This window comes from Actinoplanes rectilineatus (assembly GCF_000962825.1).
GTDB lineage: Bacteria > Actinomycetota > Actinomycetes > Mycobacteriales > Micromonosporaceae > Actinoplanes > Actinoplanes rectilineatus.
In genome coordinates, this window is the sequence record NZ_JZKF01000008.1 from 17,538 (window position 1) to 36,571 (window position 19,034).

Genomic DNA, 19,034 nt, shown 5'->3' on the forward strand with positions numbered 1-19,034 from the left:
TGTACCGTCGGGGCGAGGAGAGGAACGGAGGCACCCCACCATGGCCGAGCAGAGCGGCGGCACGCAGCCAACGCCCAAGACGGAGTCGCACGACCCCGACTTCCCGGAGGCGTTCCTGCAGTTCATGCGCAGCGGCTGGCGGGAGGACCACCTGTCCGTCTCGCCGCTGCCCGAGGTCCCCAACTACGCCAAACGCCGGGCGGCTCTCTCCGAGGCCTTCCCCGGTGAGACGCTGATCATCCCGAGCGGCAACGAGAAGGTCCGGGCCAACGACACCGACCACGCGTTCCGGCCCGGCAGCGACTTCTTCTACCTGACCGGTGACCACGACCCGGACAGTGTGCTGGTGCTGCACCCGACGGCCTCCGGCCACGAGGCGGTGCTGCACACCCGGGAGCGCAACTCCAAGGAGACCGACCGCTTCTTCCGGGACCGCAACGGCGAGCTCTGGGTCGGGCGCACCCACACCCTGGCCGAGAAGTCCACCGAGCTGGGCCTGCAGACCGCGTCGCTGGGCGGTCTCGGCCCGGTCCTGGCGCACTCCGCCCCGGGCCGCACCCGGGTGCTGCGCGGCTTCGACGCGAACGTGGACCGCGCCATCCTGGCGTACGAGCCGGACCGCGCCAAGCCCCGCGACCGCGAGCTGGCCAAGGTGATCTCCGAGCTCAAGCTGGTCAAGGACGAGTGGGAGATCGCGCAGTTGCAGGCCGCGATCGACGCCACCGTCGCCGGTTTCGAGGACGTCGCCCGGGTCCTGCCCGCCGACCGCCCGGTCAAGGAGCGCCTGCTCGAGGGCGTCTTCGGCCTGCGTGCCCGGCACGACGGCAACGACGTGGGTTACTCCTCGATCGTCGGCTCCGGGCCGCACGCGACGATCCTGCACTGGATCCGCAACACCGGCATGACCGCTCCCGGTCAGCTGCTGCTGATGGACATGGGTGTCGAGGGCGACAACCTCTACACCGCCGACGTGACCCGCACGGTCCCGGTCAACGGCACGTTCACCCCCCTGCAGCGCCAGGTGTACGACATCGTGCACGCCTCCCAGCAGGCCGGCATGGACGCGGTCCGTCCCGGGGTGGCGTTCAAGGAGATCCACCGGACGTGCATGCAGGTCCTCGCCGAAGGGCTGCACGACCTGGGCCTGCTGCCGGTCAGCGTGGACGAGGCGATGAGCGAGCGCAGCACCGTCTACCGCCGGTGGACGCTGCACGGCTTCGGCCACATGCTCGGCATCGACGTGCACGACTGCTCGAACGCGAGCAAGGAGGCGTACCGGGACGGCACCCTCGAGGAGGGTTACGTCCTCACCGTCGAGCCGGGCCTGTACTTCCAGGCCGAGGACGACCTGGTGCCCGAGGAACTGCGCGGCGTCGGCGTCCGGATCGAGGACGACGTGCTGGTCACCGCGGACGGCTGCAAGAACCTGTCGGACGGCCTGCCCCGGTCCTCCGGCGAGGTCGAGCAGTGGCTGGCCGCCCAGCGTGAGGCCGGTCCCCGCCTCCCCGGCTGACCCACCCCGTGTGTTGATTTCGGGCGTCCAGGACGCCCGAAATCCACACACCCCAGGAGCGTGGTGAGTTCGGGCGCGGAGAGCGCCCGAAATCCACACACCCCAGGAGGCGTGGTGAGTTCGGGCGCGGAGAGCGCCCGAAATCCACACACCCCAGGAGGCGTGGTGAGTTCGGGCGCCGAGGGCGCCCGAAATCCACACACCGGGTTGGTCAGGGTTTGTAGTCGGAGACGAACCAGCACTCGGCGCCGTCGACGGTGTCGGTCACGTTGATGCTGACCGACACCGGGTGGCCGTCGGTGCCGTCCTGGACCGTGGTCACCTCGGCGCCGTCCTCCTTCGCCGTCTCGGCCATCACGACGAGCTCGGCGAGGGTCGGCACCTCGATCTCCTCGCCCTCCTGGCCGTTGGCCGGGCCGAGATCCTCCTCGGACGAGGAAGCGGACGCCGACGGAACGGGCGCCGCCCCGCCAACCGGTGTGGCCGCGGTGATCACGCCGTCCGCGACGGTGGCCTGATAGCGGCCGATCGGGGCCTTCTCGTCGCAGCCGCGGCTCAGCACGAACGAGTACGCCGCCGGCTCGCTCCACGCCGGCGGGGACGCTGCGGTCGACGGCGCGGGCGTCTCCGGAGACTCGTCGGACGAGGTGCAACCGCCGGCCAGCCCGACCAGGACCACCGCGCTCAGGGACAGGGCGAACCGCACCGGGACCTCCGCTCCGCGGCCACCCCTCCGGCGGCCACGCGGCGCAATCTAGCGCAGCCGCGCACGCCCCCGATCATCACCAGGGTTTGACCGTCACACCGGGAAGCTCGTCGATGGCCACCCGGTCCTCGGCGGCCAGCACGGCAAGCATGCGTTCCGCCTCGTCGAGGGTCGCGTACTTACCGACCGAGGCGGATCGGGCGACGTCCGGGGTCTCCAGCCAGAGGCCGCCGTCCTCGTACGCCATCTGCACCACCCGCTCCGAACGGCTCACCGCGCACAACCACGACCGGGACCGCGGGGGCATGCCGCGTAGCACGTCCCGGGCCTCCGGAGCGGTCATCGGGCGGCCGTCGCCCTGCCGGGTCCCGTCCGGCAGCGCCTCGTAGGTGACCTCCAGCAGTCCCGCCTCGGGTTCGGCGGCGGCCGGCTGTCCGTCCAGCAGCCGGAGGCCGTGGAACCGGCCCGCGGAGCGGCCCTGATCGTCGACGAGACGGTCGAACTCCCGGTGCACCACCACGCCGTCCGCGAGCCGGACCGCGACACCGGACGGCAGCCAGGGCAGCAGCACCTGCTCCAGCTCGTTGTCGGCGTACTCCCCACCGGCGCCGGGCAGCCTCCCCTGTACCACCTCCACCGGGATCGTGCGGGTCGCCGGGCGGTCCGGGTACGCCGCCATCCGCCCGTGCCGCCGCCGCGCCCACCGCACCCGGGTGTGGATCCGCTGCCCGGCGACGGCGTCCCAGTCCACGTACAGCCCTTCGGCCCGCAGCGCCGCCGCCACCTGCTCGCCGGCCGCCACGCCCGGCCCGAAGGCGATCCACACCCCGTCGCCGCGCACCGCCCGTTCGGCGTCCTGCTCGTGGTAGAACGCGTATGCCGCGTTCCCGCCCAGGTCCGTCTCTCCGCAGTTCCGGCAGCAGGCGAAGTCCTCCCGGGCGGTCACCCCGGCCGCGTCGAGCTCCCGGAACGCGTCGGTGAGCCGGTCGTTGTCGGTCCAGACCGGCCAGCCGTCCTGGGCGGCCCGGTGCGCGGCGAACGCCTCGGCCGCCAGTGGCACCGCGATCCGCCGGATCTCCGCGGGCTCCGCGGAGCCGTGCAGGTGCTCGACGACACCCTCGACAACACCGAACCAGTCGTGTCCACCCCGCGCGACCTGGGTGGATACGTACTCCCGGGCGGTGTGCTCCATCTCTTCCAGCACCATGGACCGCACCGTAGCAACTAGTCTCGCGAAGTGATCAGCACCTGGGCAGACATCCTCGCCGCCACCGGCCCGGACCCCGAACGGTTCTCCGCGGAGAACGCCCAGTATCTCGTGGGACCGGATGCCGGCGTCGTGGTGATCGCGCCGGGCGACCGTCCGCAGGGCAGCGGGGTGCGCACCGCGGACCGGATCGTGTTGCGCGATCTGCCCGCGCCGGTGGCGACCCTGCTGGACCGCGGGCCGCTGCTCGGTTTCGTCCGGGTGTTCGACGGCTACCTGTCGCTGGGCCGGCTGCATCTGGCGGACGGGACGTTCGACAAGTCCGGGCAGCTGGCCACGGCCGGGCTGCGGGTGGAGGAGCGCCTGTCGTACGAGGTGCTCGACCGGGCCCGTCCGCTCGCCGAGGTGGACCTGCCGGGTGTCGCCTGGCTGGACCGGCTGCCCGCCGACCCGGTCGCCGCCCTGCGCGCCTTCGTCACCGGCTGGTACGGCACGCCCCGCCTGGCCGGGGCCGCCACCGAGGGTCTGCCGCCGGCCCTGGCCGCGTTCCACGAGATCGCCGCGGACCGCCCGGAGATGCTGGGCCGTCTGCAGACCCTGATCGAGGCGCACCGGTACCGGACCTGGATCGGCGGCCTGACCGTGATCGGCCGGGAGAACCAGGGCGCCTGGACGATCCTCACCGACCTGGCGCAGCCCGACCCACCGGTCTGGTACGACGGCCTGGCCTCGCTGCGGCGGGCCCGCGCCCAGGCGGCCGGCCGTCCCGAGCCGGAACCGCGGGAGGAGGACCCGCTGCGCGAGCGGGAGCCGCTGAGCGGGTTCCTGCTGCAGTTCGTGCTCAGCACCGCGGCCCTGGAGAGCCCGTTCGGGGCGTGGGCCGACGTCGACGTCGAGCAGGCCGAACGCTTCCACGCCACGCTGCAGCCGGTGCCGCTGGAACCGGCCCGGATCCCGGCCGACGACACCGTGCACCACGCGGCGCCGGGTCTGATCGTGGCGACCGGCGGCGAGGGGGATCGCCGCCGGATCCACGTGGGCGCGTCCCGCCGCTGGGCGTTGCGCGATCTGCGCGATCCGGGCTTCCGCTGGAGCCGTTTCGACGGGTGAATCCCTCAGATCGGACTGACGAACACCGCTACCGACCGTGCCGGCACCTCCACCGCACCGTCCGGGAACGCCGCCGCCCCGCGCAGCAGTGGATCAGCCGACGACACCTGTGCCGGGTGCGGCCGCAAGGAGACGACGTCCGGCACCACCTGCCGGGTGGCCTGATCGGTCACGTTGAAGACCACCACGACGGCCCGCCAGCGCGGGTCCAGCCCGGTCCCGTCCAGGCACATGACGATCACCCCGGGTGTCTCCCCCGGACCGCCCAGCGGGAACGTCAGCCGCCGCTGCACCTCCTCCGCGGTCGGCAGCCCGAACACCGGTGACGACCGGCGGATCCGCAGCAGCTCCCGGTAGCGTTCGGCGGTCAGCTCGACCGCCTCCACCGGCGGGACCAGCGACGCCTCGCCGAGCAGCGGCCGGGCCTGGTCCCACTTGTCGCCGTTGTCCGGCCAGGGCGGCAGTCCCACCCCGAACCCGTTCCCGTCGGCCGGGTCCCAGCGGATCTGGTTGAACCAGTCCCCCGAGTTGTACGAGTTCCGGTCCAACGACTTCGACCGCAGACGTTCGCTGCCCAGGGCGACGAACCCGGCACCCTGGCTCAGCACCACCAGCGACAGGGCGAGGACCTGCATCCGGGCCCGCTCCAGCGGGTCCAGCGCGACCGGCAGTTTGAACGCCATCGCGTCGTACAGGATCTCGTTGTCGTGCGCGTCGACGTAGTTGACCGCCTCGCCCGGGTCGTGGGCGTACCCGCTGGGTGAGCCGTTGTAGTCGATCTGCGAGCCGCTGTGCTCGGCGCCGGTGTGGGTGACGAACCGGTACGCCGCCAGCGCCCCCGACAGTCCGACTTTGATCTGGTCGTGCAGCCACAGCGGGGTCTCCGAACCGAGACCGCTCGCGAACCCGCGGACGCTCGGATCGCCGGACGAGCCACCACCGCGGACCGCGTCGCGCAGCCGGTCGTTGAAGGTGCCGATCCCGGTGCCGGCCATGTTGACCTGGGTGGCCTGGACGAACCGGGCGTCGTAGGCGACCTCCCCGAAGTTCCACCCCTCGCCGTAGAGGGCGACGCCGGCCCCCAACGCCTCCCGGGCGGCCAGGATGTTCGCCTTCGGGTGGTGGCCCATCAGGTCGAAGCGGAACCCGTCGACCCGGTACGCCCGGCGCCAGGTGACCAGCGAGTCCACCACGAGGCGGCCCATCATGGCGTGTTCGGTCGCGGTGTTCGGGCAGCAGGTCGACTCGGCCGTGCTGCCGTCGGCGAGCAGCCGGTGGTAGTACCCGGGCACCACCCGGTCCAGCACGCTGAACCGGTCGAGGCCGTCGTGCATGGTGTGGTTGTAGACCACGTCGAGGACGACCCGCAGGCCGGCCGTGTGCAGGGCGGCGACCGCCGAGCGCATCTCCACCACGCGGGCGCTGCCGTCCGGGTCGTGGGCGTAGCTGCCGTCCGGCGTGGTCCAGTGCCACGGGTCGTACCCCCAGTTGTAGCCGTCCCGGTCGGCGACGGCCATCACGGCGGCCTGTTGCGCCTCCGAGTCGGGCGGCAGGGCGGCCAGGTCGCAGGCGGGCACGGCCTGCTCGGAGCGGCGGTCCGGCACCGAGGCGAAGTCGTTGACCGGCAGCAGGTGCACGTGGGTGAGGCCGGCCTCGGCGAGTGAGCGCAGGTGCCGCATGCCGTGCGAGCCGGCGTGGGTGAAGGCCAGGTACGTGCCGCGCTCGGCCGCCGGCACGGTGGGGTCGGCGATCGAGAAGTCGCGGACCGACAGTTCGGAGATCTGCATCCGGGCCGGGGCGACCGGCGGCAGCTCCCCGCCGGTGTCCCAGCCCGGCGGGCACAGCTCCGGGTCGGACAGATCGACCAGCTGGCTGTGGGTGGAGCCGGCGGCGAGCGAGATCGAGTACGGGTCGGTGACGCTGGTGGTGACGATCCGCTGGGCGGCCGGGTGCCAGACCTCGACGCGGTACCGGTAGTAGCGGCCGAACCACTTGCGCTTGACCGGAAGCGACCAGACACCGGTGGTGTCGTCGCGCTCCATCGGCAGGATCTTCGGCTCGTCGTCGACGGTCCGGAACAGTTCCAGGGCGACCTCGCGGGCGGTCGGCGCCCAGACGGCGAGGTGCGGGTCGTCGCCGTCGAGTTGCGGGCCGAGCGGCACGTCGAGCGCGTCGGCGTAGAGCTCGTCGAGCACTCCCGCCAGCTGCACGCCCGTTCGTGCGACTTCCCGCCCGTCACGATCCCGGCCGGTCACCACCAGTTGATCACGGAGAAGTTCCGCCAACGCCAAGTCCGACATTTCCGGAATGGCAAAGGCTCGGTAAGATCTCAAGTGCGGAAATTTGCGACTTTGCGCTTGGAAGAGGCCCCCGGGGCGAGGCACCAACGGCAGCGAACCCAGGGAGAAGTCGACAGCGACCATCCACTCCGGCAGCGCCAGCGTGCCCCGGTCCAGGAACACCGCGAACGACCGCGCCGCATCCAGCTCCGGGCCGAGCGTCCCGAGATCCGGGCGCACCGGCGCCGCCACACCGGCGGTCACCCACACCTCCCGGGCCACGGTCAGGTCGAGCCGCTGGTCGTCCGGGAGGTCCTTCTCCTCGCCACGGTGCAGCACGAACCGCAGCCCCACCGCGCCGGCCCGCACCGGAACCTCGAAGACCGCACCGAAGGAGTCGTAGCGATCGGGCGCCTTGGGCGTACCCCACGAGGTCTTCAACGGCTCCGGAACACCCTCCCAGCAGTGCAGACCCCACTCGCCGTAGTCACCGTCCGGCCGGTGGTAATGGATCACGGCGAAGCCGGGATCGGGAGCAGGTGCCGGCATCGGCGCCTCGGTGAGCACCCGGGGATCGCCGGCGTGCAGCCAGATCTCGCCGACGCCCGCGTCGACCGCAACCCGGCGGTCGGTGGTCACGTCCTTCGCGCCGTCCCGGTGGACGACCAGGAATCCCACCTCATGGGCACCTGGCACGAGCCGCACCCAGGCGAAGCGCCCGTAGGCGTCGTCGCCGGCGAACGGCGCACCGTCCGGGTACCGCCGGCGTTCGTCGACGTCACCCCAGGCGTGCAGCAGCCAGCCGTCGTAGTCACCGTCCGCACGGTGGTAGTGCACGATCAGCCAGTCAGGGCTGTTCAGAGCGGTGGAGGACGTGTCCGCGGTGATCTCGATCGTGGTCACCGAAACATCTTCGCAGTTTTCCGGACGCTGATCGGCGATCGCGAACACGAAGCCCGGAGGCGCCGGGACTGAGAGGATCGTCGAAGGGACCCCGCCTTGCGATGGCTAGCAAGACGGACGTACGGTTTACCGGAGAAGTGAACCGAGAGTTAGGCATACCTAACCCGAAGGGCGCCCTTTCGGTGCGACAGACTTCGACTTCCAGTCGTCGGGTGTGAAGGAGATGACGGTGGCCAGCCTCGACACCTTTGGTGCGAAGAGCGAGCTGCGCGTCGGAGACGCGAGCTACGAGATTTTCACGATCGACAAGGTGAAGGGGCACGAGCGCCTGCCCTACTCCTTGAAGATCCTCCTGGAGAACCTGCTGCGGACTGAGGACGGCGCGAACATCACCGCCGACCACATCACCGCGCTCGGCAGCTGGGACTCCAACGCCGACCCCAACGTCGAGATCCAGTTCACCCCGGCACGGGTGCTGATGCAGGACTTCACCGGCGTTCCCTGCGTGGTCGACCTGGCCACCATGCGCGAGGCCGTCAAGGAGCTGGGCGGCGACCCCACCAAGGTCAACCCGCTCTCCCCCGCCGAGATGGTCATCGACCACTCGGTCATCGCCGACCTGTTCGGCCGCGAGGACGCCTTCCAGCGCAACGTCGAGCTGGAGTACCAGCGCAACCGCGAGCGCTACCAGTTCCTGCGCTGGGGTCAGACCGCGTTCAACGAGTTCAAGGTCGTCCCGCCCGGCACCGGCATCGTGCACCAGGTCAACATCGAATACCTGGCCCGCACGATCATGGAGCGCAACGGTCAGGCGTACCCGGACACCGTGGTCGGCACCGACTCGCACACCACCATGGTCAACGGCCTGGGTGTGCTGGGCTGGGGCGTCGGCGGCATCGAGGCCGAGGCCGCCATGCTGGGCCAGCCGGTCAGCATGCTGATCCCGCGGGTCGTCGGTTTCAAGCTGTTCGGCGAGGCCCCGGCCGGCACCACCGCCACCGACCTCGTCCTCACGATCACCGAGATGCTGCGCAAGCACGGCGTGGTCAGCAAGTTCGTGGAGTTCTACGGCCCCGGCGTGAGCGCGGTGCCGCTGGCCAACCGCGCGACCATCGGCAACATGTCGCCGGAGTACGGCTCCACCGTCGCGATCTTCCCGATCGACGACCAGACCATCGACTACCTGAAGCTCACCGGCCGCTCCGACGCGCAGGTCGCGCTCGTCGAGGCGTACGCGAAGCGCCAGGGCCTGTGGCTGGACCCGAACGCCGAGCCGGACTACTCGGAGAAGCTCGAGCTGGACCTGTCGACGATCGTCCCGTCGCTGGCCGGCCCGAAGCGCCCGCAGGACCGGGTCCTGCTCTCCGAGGCCAAGCAGGCCTTCCGTGGTGCGCTGCCGAACTACACCGCGCCGCACGGCCACGCCGACGAGGCCAGCGAGGAATCGTTCCCGGCTTCCGACGCGCCCGCCAACGGCGTCTCCGACGAAGCCGACAAGCCGCATGCCTTCAGCGCCGCCCTCGGCGCCGCCGGCCGCACCTCCAAGCCCACCGTGGTCAAGGGTGACGACGGTGTGACCTACGAGCTGGACCACGGCGCCGTCGTCATCGCCGCGATCACCTCCTGCACCAACACCTCGAACCCGCAGGTGATGATCGGTGCGGCGCTGCTCGCCAAGAAGGCGGTCGAGAAGGGCCTGACCCGCAAGCCGTGGGTCAAGACCACCCTCGCCCCCGGCTCCAAGGTCGTCTCCGACTACTACGACCGGTCCGGCCTCACGCCGTACCTGGACAAGATCGGTTTCAACCTGGTCGGCTACGGCTGCACCACCTGCATCGGCAACTCCGGGCCGCTGCCCGAGGAGGTCTCGGCGGCGATCAACGAGGCCGACCTGACCGCGGTCTCGGTGCTCTCCGGCAACCGCAACTTCGAAGGCCGGATCAACCCGGACGTCAAGATGAACTACCTGGCGTCCCCGCCGCTCGTCGTGGCCTACGCCCTGGCCGGTTCGATGGACATCGACATCACCACCGAGCCCCTCGGCACCGGCAGCGACGGCAACCCGGTCTACCTCGACGACATCTGGCCGAGCTCCAAGGAGATCGACGACGTCATCTCCTCGGCGATCGGCGCCGAAGGCTTCAGCGCCGCCTACCAGGACGTCTTCGCCGGCGACGAGCAGTGGCAGTCACTGCCCACCCCGACCGGCAAGACGTTCGAGTGGTCCGAGGACTCCACCTACGTCCGCAAGCCCCCGTACTTCGAGGGCATGCAGGCCGACCCGTCCCCGGTGAAGGACATCGCCGGCGCGCGCGTCCTCGCCAAGCTGGGCGACTCGGTCACCACCGACCACATCTCCCCGGCCAGCTCCATCAAGCCGGACTCGCCCGCGGGCAAGTACCTCGCCGAGCACGGCGTCCCGCGCGCCGAGTTCAACAGCTATGGCTCGCGCCGCGGCAACCACGAGGTCATGATCCGTGGCACCTTCGCCAACATCCGGCTGCGCAACCAGTTGCTCGACGGGGTCGAGGGCGGCTTCACGCTCAACCACCTGACCGGCGAGCAGAGCACGATCTTCGACGCCTCCGTGGCGTACCAGGAAGCCGGCGTCCCGCTGGTCATCCTGGCCGGCAAGGAATACGGCTCGGGATCGTCGCGCGACTGGGCCGCCAAGGGCACCATGCTCCTGGGCGTCCGCGCCGTCATCGCCGAGAGCTACGAGCGCATCCACCGCTCCAACCTGATCGGTATGGGCGTCCTGCCCCTGCAGTTCCCGCAGGGCGAGAACGCCGAGTCGCTCGGCCTCACCGGCACCGAGACCTTCTCGATCTCCGGCGTGACCGAGCTCAACGACGGCTCCACGCCGCGCACGGTCAAGGTGACGACGGACTCGGGCAAGGAATTCGACGCGGTCGTCCGCATCGACACGCCCGGCGAGGCGGACTACTACCGCAACGGCGGCATCCTGCAGTACGTCCTCCGCAAGATGCTCCGCGGCTGACGCAGCACGCCGACGCCCCGCTTTCCGTTGTGGAAGGCGGGGCGTTCTGCTTTCCCGGCGGGGTTCCCGATCAGAATCGGAAGATCGATGTCGTAGCGGGGTGGTGGGTACGGACCGTCGCTCCCGCCGAGGGCCCGGCGGTCTTCGCCGGCCGCTGCGCGTCCGAAACGCTCAGGCCACCGGGCGACCTGCGTAAATGGTTGCGCCCACGGTCACCACCCCGGTGAGTCGCCTCTCCCTGCTCGCCGGTGAATAGGATTCGGGAATGGATGACAAGACTGTGCTGTCCCGGATCAGCGGGCTCGTCGACGAGGAACACCAGCTCCGTCAGGCCCTGAGCCAGGGCACGATCTCCTCCGACGAGGAGCACGCCCGGCTCAAGGCACTGGAGGAGTCCCTGGATCAGTGCTGGGACCTGCTGCGCCGGCGCCGTGCCGCCCGCGACGTCGGCAACGACCCGGACGCGGAGAACGCCCACTCCGTCAGCGAGGTCGAGGGCTACATCCAGTGACCCGGCTGCGGCCGTCGCCCCACGACGGCCGCAGCACCCGCGGCCCACGGACGAGCCGGCCACCGTTCGCGACCGTCCGCGGGCACCGGCGTCCCCGCGGGTCTCACCAGGTACGCCGACCGGTCCGTGCCCCCGGCACGACCTGCGCCTTCGGACCGGCTGTCGTCCCGGCGCGCACCGCCGTCCCGGCACGGGCCACCGCCCCGGGACCGGTCTCCGTCGTCGTGGCGCCGCCCGGGCGAGCCACCGACCGTCCCGTGGGACCGGCCGGCAGGACCAGCGGGCCGACCGCGAGCAGGAGCGACCGCCCGGCCCGGAGCGAATCCGCGGCGCTCACCGGAGCCCCGCCTCGTAGCGCAGACGCTCGACCAGCCCGTCCGCGTCGACCGCAAGCCCGCGGGCCCGGAACCAGTTCGCCACGTTGTGCACATCGCGGGCGATGAACTCGCCGCCTCGCGGGTTGGCGATCACGTCGACGATCTGCGGCAGGTCGATCAGGACGAGTCGCCCTCGGTGGACCAGGATGTTGTACGGCGACAGGTCCCCGTGGGCGACCTGCGCCCGGGCCAGCACCGACAGCGCGTCGGTCATCTGCCGCCACAGGTCGGCCAGCGTATCGTCGTCGGCCCGCACCTGCGCGAGCCGGGGAGCCGCCTCACCGGTCTCCCAGTCGCCGACGAACTCCAGCATGACCTCGGTGCCGATCAGCTGCACCGGGTAGGGCACGCAGATCAGCCCGCTCTCCTGGCCGACCTGCCACAGCCGGCTGAGCGCGCCGAACTCGGCGGCCGCCCACTGCCCGGCGATCAGCTCCTTGCCGAAGGAGGTGCGGTTGGTCATCGCCCGCATCTCCCGGGACCGGCGGACCCGGCGCCCTTCGAGGTAACCGGCGTCGCGGTGGAACATCCGGTGTTCGCCGTCGCGGTAACGCTTGGCGGCCAGCATGCTGAACGCGCCGGTGGACGGCAGGTAGCGCCGGACCAGGAAGACGTCGGCTTCCTTGCCGGTCTTGAGAATGCCGAGTTCGGTGTCCACGGCGCCGTGCTCGGTGCGGACCCAGTCGGGCCGTGGGTCGGGACCCTGCTCAGCGGCGTCCCAGGTGGACCAGCCGTCGCCCTCGTCGGGCAGGTCGGGGTCTTCTTTCAGGGCCGGCTCGAGCCGGCCCCGCTTCAGGAAGTCGGATTCGTCGTCGTCGAACTTGCGGCGTCCGCGGCGCAGGGTGGCCGGGCCGTCAGAGTCGTGCTCGCGCACTGAAGGGTCTCCTCGGAGAAAGATTCAACTGGGGAAGGCAGGACTGCAGGCATCACGAAGACAGCCATGGGGTCCACCCCCTTCTCTCTCGCGGGCACAGGCCCTTGACGACACGCCACGACCGGCGCGGGCCAAACTCTTACGGATCCCGACGATCCGCGCAACCCATTTACATCACCGTGTGGCCATGATCGCCGACAGACCCTGGATCACGTTGCCGACGATGCGTGTCGGCGCGAACCGGGTGTCCATCCACTCCCGGCCCCGGTGCAGCCAGACGCTCGGCAGGCCCAGCGCGGCCGCGCCACCGATGTCCGCCTCCGGGCTGTCCCCGACCACCCAGGCGCCGGCGAGCCGCATCCGGACCCGTTGGGCGGCGAGCGCGAAGATGCGCGGGTTCGGCTTGCTCACCCCGCACTGCTCGGAAATCACCCAATCGGCGACATAACGGTCCAGCCCCGTACGCCGGATCCGCCCTTCCTGCTGTTCGGAGTTGCCATTGGTGACCACCACCGGGACGATCCCGGCGTCAGCGGCGATCTCCAATGCGCACCCGACCAGCGGATCCAGGCGCTCGAATGCCAGGGGCCCCTCGTACAACTCGTCGACCAGATCGATCGACGGAACTTTGAGCTGGTAGCGGTCACATATCAGGTCGGCCAGGTCCCACCGTGAGGTGAGCCCGTCGGCGTCCACCGAGACAAGCCACTCCAGGTCCTCCTGGGGTGCGGAGATCTCGTCGATGAAGCCTTTGGCCCACAGACGGAACGCACCACTGCGGTCGAGCAGGGTGTCGTCCAGTGCGAGCAAGACTAGAGGCACGCGGGCACTGTACGTGAGCGCTCACGGAGCCGAACAGCCCAGGACCGTTAACAATGCCCCCGTTCCATGACGAAATTCGCATCATCCGATCGAGGGGCGCGACACAATTGGAAGCCGTACGTACGGATTGCAACGGTCCCCGGGCCCATGACACGATCAGCATGTGCCCAGGGTGAGTCAGGATCAGCTAGACGCGCGTCGCCACGAAATCCTCAGCGCCGCCCGCGGTTGTTTCGCCCGGTACGGTTACGAGGGTGCCACCGTTCGTCGTCTCGAGGAGGCGACAGGCATGTCCCGTGGTGCGATTTTCCACCATTTCCGTGACAAGGAGTCGCTGTTCCTCGCGACCGCCGAGGACGACGCCGCCGCGATGGTCGAGACCGTCGCCCGCAACGGCCTGGTCCAGGTGATGCGCGACCTGCTCGACCGGGCCGGCTCCAGCGACGGTGACACGGCCGGCTGGCTCGGCACCCAGCTGGAGGTCTCGCACCGGCTACGGACCGACCCGGCGTTCGCCAAGCGCTGGGCCGAACGCTCCGCCGCCATCGCCGAGGCCACCCGCGAGCGCCTGGAACGCCAGCGGGAGGCCGGTGTGCTCCGCCTGGACGTCCCGGTGGACATGCTCGCCCAGTTCCTCGAGCTGGCCTACGACGGGCTGGTGCTGCACCTGGCGACCGGACGGCCCCCGGGCGAGCTGGCCGGGGTCCTCGACGTCGTCGAAGAGGCCGTCCGCCGCCACTGACACCGTCCCGGCAGACCGGACACCGGCCCGGGACCCGGCGACATCCGACACCGGTCCGGGAGGTCCGATGGCATCGCAGGGTTCGGTCCTGGTCACCGGCGCGTCCCGCGGTCTGGGCGCGCACATCGCCCGCCGCCTGGCCGCCGACGGCTGGCCGGTGGCGGTCAACCACCTGCCCGACCCGGAGGACGCCGCACGGGTCGTCGACACCATCGTGGCGGCCGGCGGGACGGCCGCGGCGTTCCGTGCCGACGTCACCGACGAGGACGACGTCGCCGCGCTGCTCCCCGCCGTCGAGGCCCGGCTCGGCCCGGTCCGGGTACTGGTGCCGAACGCGACCGGCCCCCAGCCGTCCCGCCCGGCCACCGAGGTCACCTGGGAGCACCACCTCGACCAGCTGCGCTTCTTCGTGAAGAGCCCGACCCTGCTGATGCAGGCGGCCCTGCCCGGGATGCGACGGCTCGGCGGCGGCCGGATCGTCCAGATCGGATCGGACATGCCGGAGCGGGCCGAGCCGGGCATGTCCGCGTACGCCGCCGCCAAGGCCGCCCAGCTCTCCCTGACCCGCACCTGGGCCCGGGAACTCGGTCCGCTCGGCATCACCGTCAACCTGGTGGCGCCCGGCTGGATCCCGGTCGAACGGCACGCCGCCATCGGCGCCGAGCACGTCGAGCGGTACCGGCGGGACGTGCCGCTGGCCCGGATGGGCACGCCCGCCGAGGTCGCCGACGTGGTCGCGTTCCTCGCCTCGGACGGTGCCCGCTTCGTCACCGGCGAACGGATCGCCGTCAACGGCGGCCACGTGATGGGCTAATGACCGGGAACGCGATCCAGGAACCCGTACACGGTGATGATCCTGTCCTGGGTGTCCCGCACGACGACGTCGAACCCGATCACCAACGGTTCCTCCCCCGGCGCGCCCAGATGCCAGGTGAACCGCGCCTGGTCGTGGTGCGCGTCCACCGGCCCGCCCAGGCTGAACACCAGCCCACCGAACTGCTTGCGCACCCCCTCGACCAGCGCGTCCAGCGCCGCCCGGCCGTCGACCGCCGCCATCGGGTCCACGTACCGGACGTTCTCGGCGCACACCTCGTCGATCGCGGTCCGCCGGGCCACCGCGTCGTCCTCGTTCCAGACCGCCAGATACCGCTCGATGATCTCCGTAAAATCCATGCCCCGACTGTGCCGCCGGACCGGTCGTCCCGTCGATTACCCGCCAGGTAATCGCCGCGCACCCGGCCGCCCGCCTACGATCCGGCCATGGCGGACGTGGGACGGCTGTTGCGGGAGTGGCGCGGCGAACGGCGGATGAGTCAGCTCGCCCTGGCCGGCCGGGCCGGTGTCTCGGCGCGGCACCTGTCGTTCGTGGAGACCGGCCGGTCCCGGCCCACCCCCGGCATGATCCTGCGGCTCGCCGACGAGCTGGACGTTCCACTGCGATCCCGCAACGAGCTGCTGCTCGCCGGCGGCTACGCACCCGCCTTCGAGGAGTCCGAGGTGGACGGGCCCCGCCTGGCGGGCGTGCTTGCCGCGCTGCGGGACGTGCTGGCCGGGCACGAGCCGTACCCGGCGGTCCTCGTCGACCGGCACTGGACCATGGTGGACGGCAACGCCGCGGTCGCCCGGTTCACCGCCGGCTGCGCCCCGGCACTGCTCACCCCACCGGTCAACGTGCTGCGGCTGGCCCTGCACCCGGACGGGATGGCGCCGCGGATCGGCAACCTGCCGCAGTGGCGGACCCATCTGCTGCACCGCCTCGACCGGCAGGCCACCGCCACCGGGGACCCCGTCCTGCGCGCCCTCCACGCGGAGTTGTCCGGGTATCCCGGCGGGGAGGTCACCGACCGCCCGGACGGCCTGGTCGTCCCGCTGCGCTTCGACGGCCTGTGCTTCTTCAGCGTCACCAGCGTCCTCGGCACCCCGCGCGACGTCACCCTCAGCGAACTCGCCGTCGAGGCGTTCCTGCCCGCCGACGACGAGACCGCCGCCGCGCTGGGCGCACGGCCGGCGCGAGAGGTGGCAGGATCGGTGCATGGATCTCGGGCTCGCTGATCGCGTCTTCGTCCTCACCGGAGCCTCCCGCGGCCTCGGCTTCGCCACCGCCCAGGCGCTCGTCGCCGACGGCGCCCGGGTGGTGATCTCCTCCCGGGACGCCGACCGGGTCACCGAGGCGGTGGCCGCGCTGGGCGGCGCCGATCACGCGTTCGGGGTGTCCGCCGATCTGGCCGACCCGGAGGTGGCCCGTGAGCTGGTGGACGCGGCGCAGGACCGGTTCGGCCGTCTCGACGGGGCGCTGATCTCGGTCGGCGGGCCCACCCCGGGCACCGCCGCCGGGATGTCCGACGACCAGTGGCGGTCCGCGTTCGAGACGGTCTTCCTGGGGTCGGTGCGGCTGGCCCGCACGGTCGCGCACGCCCTTCCGGAGGGTGGCGCGATCGGTCTCGTGCTGTCCACCTCGGTCCGGACGCCGCTGGCCGGTCTCGGGCTCTCCAACGGGCTGCGCCCCGGCCTGGCGATGGTGGCCAAGGACATGGCCGACGAGTTCGCGCCGCGCGGCGTCCGCGTGCTGAGCCTGATGCCGGGCCGGTTCATGACCGGTCGCAACAAGGAGTTGTGGGCGGCCACCGGTGATCCCGCGACGGCCGCCGCCGAGGCCGCCGCGTCGGTGCCGCTCAAGCGGATCGGCGATCCGACCGAGTTCGGCCGGGTCGCGGCGTTCCTGCTGTCGCCCGCCGCGAGTTACGTGACGGGGGTTGCCGTCGCGATCGACGGCGGCTCGCTGCGCACGCTGTGACCGGCCGCCCCGTGGCCGAAGCATCGCCCACCGGCCGGGCCGGGACCGAGGCAGCGACGACCGGGCGACCCGTGGTCAAGAGACCGACGGCCGAGCCACCGGCGGGGTTCCGGAAGCCGAGCGCCGACGAGGTGGCCGCGGCCGCCGGACGGACCATCCCCGACGTGATCGGCCCCGATCTGCGGGTGCTGTTCTCCGGCATCAACCCGAGCCTGTGGTCGGCCGCCACCGGTTTCCACTTCGCCCGTCCCGGCAACCGGTTCTGGCCCACGCTGCACGGCGCGGGTTTCACCGGCCGGCTGCTGCACCCGTCCGAGCAGCACCTGCTGCCCGCTCTCGGCCTGGGCATCACCAACGTCGCCGCGCGGGCCACGGCCCGCGCGGACGAGCTCACCCCCGCCGAACTCACGGCGGGTGGGGAGATCCTGACCGAGGTGGTACGCCGTACCGCACCACGTTTCGTGGCGATCCTCGGGGTGACCGCCTACCGTGCGGCCTTCGCCCGTCCCCGGGCCCGGATCGGCCTCCAACCGGACGGTATCGGTGACGCCCGGGTCTGGGTGCTCCCGAACCCGAGCGGCCTCAACGCGCACTTCCAGTTGCCCGCTCTGATCACCGAGTTCACCGCTCTGCGGACAGCCGCCGACTCCGCGTGACCCGGGCGAGCGGGACGGCCCGGACCCGGCAAGGGGCTCGTTGCGCGCCACGGACCGGGAGCGGGCACCGGGGCGCGGACAGCCGTGGGACGGGTGCGGCCGTGTGGCGGTCGTGGGAGCGCCGAACGCGTACCCCTAGATGATGTCGCCGGGCCGAGGTGGCAGCACGCGCCGCTCATGCACGGAGATCTCCTGGCGGAAGCGCTCGGCCGACGGGTGCCAGGCCTCGTCGATCGGGCCCATGATGCCGCCGCCGATGCCTTTGGCGCGCACCCAGATCGCAAACCGGGTCATCAGCCACAAGAACACACCGAACACCACGAAGAACACGAGGAACCCCGTCATGGCCCCACCTTAGGCCCTCCCGGGCGCCGCGAGGCGCCGCAACCGCCCGGGAGGCGGGCTGTGCTATTCGCCGCTGCCCAGCAGATCGCTGAGTCGCCTGGTCTGGGCCTCACGCTCGGCCCGGTCCTGCTCGGCGTAGGAGCGCCGGGGCGCCCCGGCGAGCAACGCCTTGATCTCGGTGACCGCGCCGGCGTCGGCGGCCAGGACCGCCGATGCCAGATCCGAGACCGCCGCGTCCAGGTCGGCGCGGGGCACGACCGCCGTGGCCAGGCCGATCCGGTCCGCCTCGTCCGCCGCGAGACGCCGGCCGGTCACGCATATCTCCAGGGCCCGGGACGGACCGACCAGCTCGGTGAGCCGTTTGGTGCCGCCCAGATCGGGAACCAGTCCGAGGGTCACCTCGGCCATCGAGAAACGCGCGTCGTCGGCGAGCACACGCATGTCGCAGTTCAGTGCCAGCTGGAAGCCGGCCCCGATCGCGTGTCCCTGCACGGCGGCGATCGTCACAATGGAGGGACTGCGTAACCAGGTGAACGCGGTCTGGAAGCCGGCAATGCGATCCGCGCACTCGGACGCGGACAACTGTGCCAGGGTCGCCAGAGAAGAATCGCCGTCACCGCGAACCACCGACAGATCCAGGCCCGCGGAAAACGCGCGTCCCTCTCCACGGACAATGACGACCCGTACGTCTCCCGGCAATTTCCGGGAAATGTTGCCCAACTCCGCCCACAGGGCCGGAGTCTGAGCATTGAGAACATCGGGCCGGCACAACGTCACCGTCGCGACCGGCCCGTCCTGTTCGTAGCGAACGCCTGCCCCGTCGGCGGATACCGCGGAAACCCCGGCGTCGGCGGCCGTCACGCCTTCTTCCGGCGGCGCGCGCCGCCACGCTGGCGCAGTTGCACGCCTGATTCGGTGAGCACGCGGTGCACGAATCCGTAGGAACGCCCGGTGGAAGCGGCCAGCGCGCGGATGCTCTCGCCGGAGGTGTATCGCTTCACCAGGTCCTTGGCGAGCGACTGCCGCTCGCTACCGACGATTCGACGACCCTTCTCAGTACTGGTAGCTGTGCCAGTGGCTGCCATCTTGAATCCTCACGTCGCAGACAGTGCGGTCAGATACGGTCCCACCTATTACACCGTCTCCAACGATCATGCGCCAGGCATCCGGCGTGCGTGAACGTGCCCATTTATT

The 19,034-nt window shown here is 71.2% G+C and carries 19 protein-coding genes; 9 read left to right on the forward strand and 10 right to left on the reverse strand.

Annotated features, from left to right (window positions below; genetic code table 11):
• The first annotated feature begins 40 nt into the window (after positions 1-40).
• Positions 41-1,513 (forward strand): aminopeptidase P family protein, encoded by a 1,473-nt coding sequence (locus WH85_RS08615; RefSeq protein WP_045741219.1) that lies wholly within the window; start codon positions 41-43, stop codon positions 1,511-1,513.
• A gap of 211 nt (positions 1,514-1,724) precedes the next feature.
• On the opposite strand, the gene WH85_RS08620 is transcribed toward WH85_RS08615, so the two are convergent.
• Together WH85_RS08620 and WH85_RS46830 are read right to left on the reverse strand one after the other, a co-directional pair.
• On the reverse strand, positions 1,725-2,219 hold the full coding sequence (locus WH85_RS08620; protein WP_045741220.1) for a hypothetical protein: 495 nt from the start codon (positions 2,217-2,219) through the stop codon (positions 1,725-1,727).
• Between the two features lie 76 nt (positions 2,220-2,295).
• Positions 2,296-3,426: a DUF6891 domain-containing protein gene (locus WH85_RS46830; RefSeq protein WP_052720263.1), complete on the reverse strand. Its 1,131-nt coding sequence runs from the start codon at positions 3,424-3,426 to the stop codon at positions 2,296-2,298.
• A 30-nt stretch (positions 3,427-3,456) separates the two neighbouring features.
• Here WH85_RS46830 and WH85_RS08630 point away from each other — a divergent pair, with 30 nt between their 5' ends.
• Positions 3,457-4,536 carry a hypothetical protein gene (locus tag WH85_RS08630; protein ID WP_045741221.1) on the forward strand — a complete coding sequence of 360 codons (1,080 nt, stop codon included), beginning with the start codon at positions 3,457-3,459 and terminating at the stop codon, positions 4,534-4,536.
• 5 nt (positions 4,537-4,541) lie between these two features.
• Here WH85_RS08630 and pulA read toward each other — a convergent pair whose 3' ends face one another.
• Complete coding sequence (gene pulA, locus WH85_RS08635) at positions 4,542-7,718, reverse strand: pullulanase-type alpha-1,6-glucosidase (protein ID WP_045741364.1); 3,177 nt, start codon at positions 7,716-7,718, stop codon at positions 4,542-4,544.
• A 214-nt stretch (positions 7,719-7,932) separates the two neighbouring features.
• On the opposite strand from pulA, the gene acnA reads away from it, so the two are divergent.
• Positions 7,933-10,719, forward strand: coding sequence for an aconitate hydratase AcnA (gene acnA, locus WH85_RS08640; protein WP_281179050.1), 2,787 nt, complete (start codon positions 7,933-7,935; stop codon positions 10,717-10,719).
• A gap of 265 nt (positions 10,720-10,984) precedes the next feature.
• Positions 10,985-11,230, forward strand: coding sequence for a DUF2630 family protein (locus WH85_RS08645; RefSeq protein WP_045741222.1), 246 nt, complete (start codon positions 10,985-10,987; stop codon positions 11,228-11,230).
• Positions 11,231-11,333: 103 nt separating this feature from the next.
• On the opposite strand, the gene WH85_RS08650 is transcribed toward WH85_RS08645, so the two are convergent.
• The 3 genes from WH85_RS08650 to WH85_RS08660 all read right to left on the reverse strand — a co-directional run bounded on the left by WH85_RS08650 (position 11,334) and on the right by WH85_RS08660 (position 13,303).
• A complete protein-coding gene (locus WH85_RS08650; RefSeq protein WP_045741223.1) occupies positions 11,334-11,567 on the reverse strand; it encodes a hypothetical protein in 234 nt (77 codons plus the stop codon).
• On the reverse strand, positions 11,564-12,481 hold the full coding sequence (locus WH85_RS08655) for a serine protein kinase RIO (protein ID WP_045741224.1): 918 nt from the start codon (positions 12,479-12,481) through the stop codon (positions 11,564-11,566). The genes WH85_RS08650 and WH85_RS08655 overlap by 4 nt, the downstream gene beginning before the upstream one ends.
• Positions 12,482-12,655: 174 nt before the next feature.
• On the reverse strand, positions 12,656-13,303 hold the full coding sequence (locus WH85_RS08660) for an HAD family hydrolase (RefSeq protein ID WP_045741225.1): 648 nt from the start codon (positions 13,301-13,303) through the stop codon (positions 12,656-12,658).
• Between the two features lie 163 nt (positions 13,304-13,466).
• Here WH85_RS08660 and WH85_RS08665 point away from each other — a divergent pair, with 163 nt between their 5' ends.
• Together WH85_RS08665 and WH85_RS08670 are read left to right on the forward strand one after the other, a co-directional pair.
• Positions 13,467-14,045, forward strand: coding sequence for a TetR/AcrR family transcriptional regulator (locus WH85_RS08665; RefSeq protein ID WP_045741226.1), 579 nt, complete (start codon positions 13,467-13,469; stop codon positions 14,043-14,045).
• Positions 14,046-14,112: 67 nt separating this feature from the next.
• On the forward strand, positions 14,113-14,859 hold the full coding sequence (locus tag WH85_RS08670; protein ID WP_045741227.1) for an SDR family NAD(P)-dependent oxidoreductase: 747 nt from the start codon (positions 14,113-14,115) through the stop codon (positions 14,857-14,859).
• Here the strand turns inward: WH85_RS08670 and WH85_RS08675 are convergent.
• Positions 14,856-15,218 carry a nuclear transport factor 2 family protein gene (locus tag WH85_RS08675; RefSeq protein ID WP_045741228.1) on the reverse strand — a complete coding sequence of 121 codons (363 nt, stop codon included), beginning with the start codon at positions 15,216-15,218 and terminating at the stop codon, positions 14,856-14,858. The two genes, WH85_RS08670 and WH85_RS08675, sit on opposite strands and share 4 nt — an antisense overlap.
• An 87-nt stretch (positions 15,219-15,305) precedes the next feature.
• On the opposite strand from WH85_RS08675, the gene WH85_RS08680 reads away from it, so the two are divergent.
• The 3 genes from WH85_RS08680 to mug all read left to right on the forward strand — a co-directional run bounded on the left by WH85_RS08680 (position 15,306) and on the right by mug (position 17,495).
• On the forward strand, positions 15,306-16,097 hold the full coding sequence (locus WH85_RS08680) for a helix-turn-helix domain-containing protein (RefSeq protein WP_045741229.1): 792 nt from the start codon (positions 15,306-15,308) through the stop codon (positions 16,095-16,097).
• On the forward strand, positions 16,078-16,839 hold the full coding sequence (locus WH85_RS08685) for an SDR family oxidoreductase (RefSeq protein ID WP_045741230.1): 762 nt from the start codon (positions 16,078-16,080) through the stop codon (positions 16,837-16,839). Before WH85_RS08680 ends, WH85_RS08685 begins: the two co-directional genes overlap by 20 nt.
• Before the next feature lie 71 nt (positions 16,840-16,910).
• Positions 16,911-17,495, forward strand: a complete 585-nt coding sequence (gene mug / locus WH85_RS08690; RefSeq protein ID WP_045741366.1) for a G/U mismatch-specific DNA glycosylase — start codon at positions 16,911-16,913, stop codon at positions 17,493-17,495.
• A 135-nt stretch (positions 17,496-17,630) separates the two neighbouring features.
• Here the strand turns inward: mug and WH85_RS08695 are convergent, their stop codons facing one another.
• The 3 genes from WH85_RS08695 to WH85_RS08705 all read right to left on the reverse strand — a co-directional run bounded on the left by WH85_RS08695 (position 17,631) and on the right by WH85_RS08705 (position 18,925).
• Positions 17,631-17,840, reverse strand: a complete 210-nt coding sequence (locus WH85_RS08695; RefSeq protein WP_157410901.1) for a hypothetical protein — start codon at positions 17,838-17,840, stop codon at positions 17,631-17,633.
• A gap of 63 nt (positions 17,841-17,903) precedes the next feature.
• The gene (locus tag WH85_RS08700) at positions 17,904-18,701 is read right to left on the reverse strand and encodes an enoyl-CoA hydratase/isomerase family protein (RefSeq protein WP_045741232.1); all 798 of its coding nucleotides are present in this window, start codon (positions 18,699-18,701) and stop codon (positions 17,904-17,906) included.
• On the reverse strand, positions 18,698-18,925 hold the full coding sequence (locus WH85_RS08705) for a helix-turn-helix domain-containing protein (RefSeq protein WP_014441759.1): 228 nt from the start codon (positions 18,923-18,925) through the stop codon (positions 18,698-18,700). The genes WH85_RS08700 and WH85_RS08705 overlap by 4 nt, the downstream gene beginning before the upstream one ends.
• Between the last annotated feature and the right edge of the window lie 109 nt (positions 18,926-19,034).

Excerpts from the sequence above, each read along its gene's own strand:
- WH85_RS08695 (WP_157410901.1), bottom strand. The coding sequence starts at position 17,840 with ATGACGGGGTTCCTCGTGTTCTTCGTGGTGTTCGGTGTGTTCTTGTGG.
- WH85_RS08675 (WP_045741228.1), bottom strand. The coding sequence starts at position 15,218 with ATGGATTTTACGGAGATCATCGAGCGGTATCTGGCGGTCTGGAACGAG.
- WH85_RS08705 (WP_014441759.1), bottom strand. The coding sequence starts at position 18,925 with ATGGCAGCCACTGGCACAGCTACCAGTACTGAGAAGGGTCGTCGAATC.
- WH85_RS08645 (WP_045741222.1), top strand. The coding sequence starts at position 10,985 with ATGGATGACAAGACTGTGCTGTCCCGGATCAGCGGGCTCGTCGACGAG.
- WH85_RS46830 (WP_052720263.1), bottom strand. The coding sequence starts at position 3,426 with ATGGTGCTGGAAGAGATGGAGCACACCGCCCGGGAGTACGTATCCACC.
- WH85_RS08680 (WP_045741229.1), top strand. The coding sequence starts at position 15,306 with ATGGCGGACGTGGGACGGCTGTTGCGGGAGTGGCGCGGCGAACGGCGG.
- WH85_RS08615 (WP_045741219.1), top strand. The coding sequence starts at position 41 with ATGGCCGAGCAGAGCGGCGGCACGCAGCCAACGCCCAAGACGGAGTCG.
- WH85_RS08685 (WP_045741230.1), top strand. The coding sequence starts at position 16,078 with ATGGATCTCGGGCTCGCTGATCGCGTCTTCGTCCTCACCGGAGCCTCC.
- WH85_RS08670 (WP_045741227.1), top strand. The coding sequence starts at position 14,113 with ATGGCATCGCAGGGTTCGGTCCTGGTCACCGGCGCGTCCCGCGGTCTG.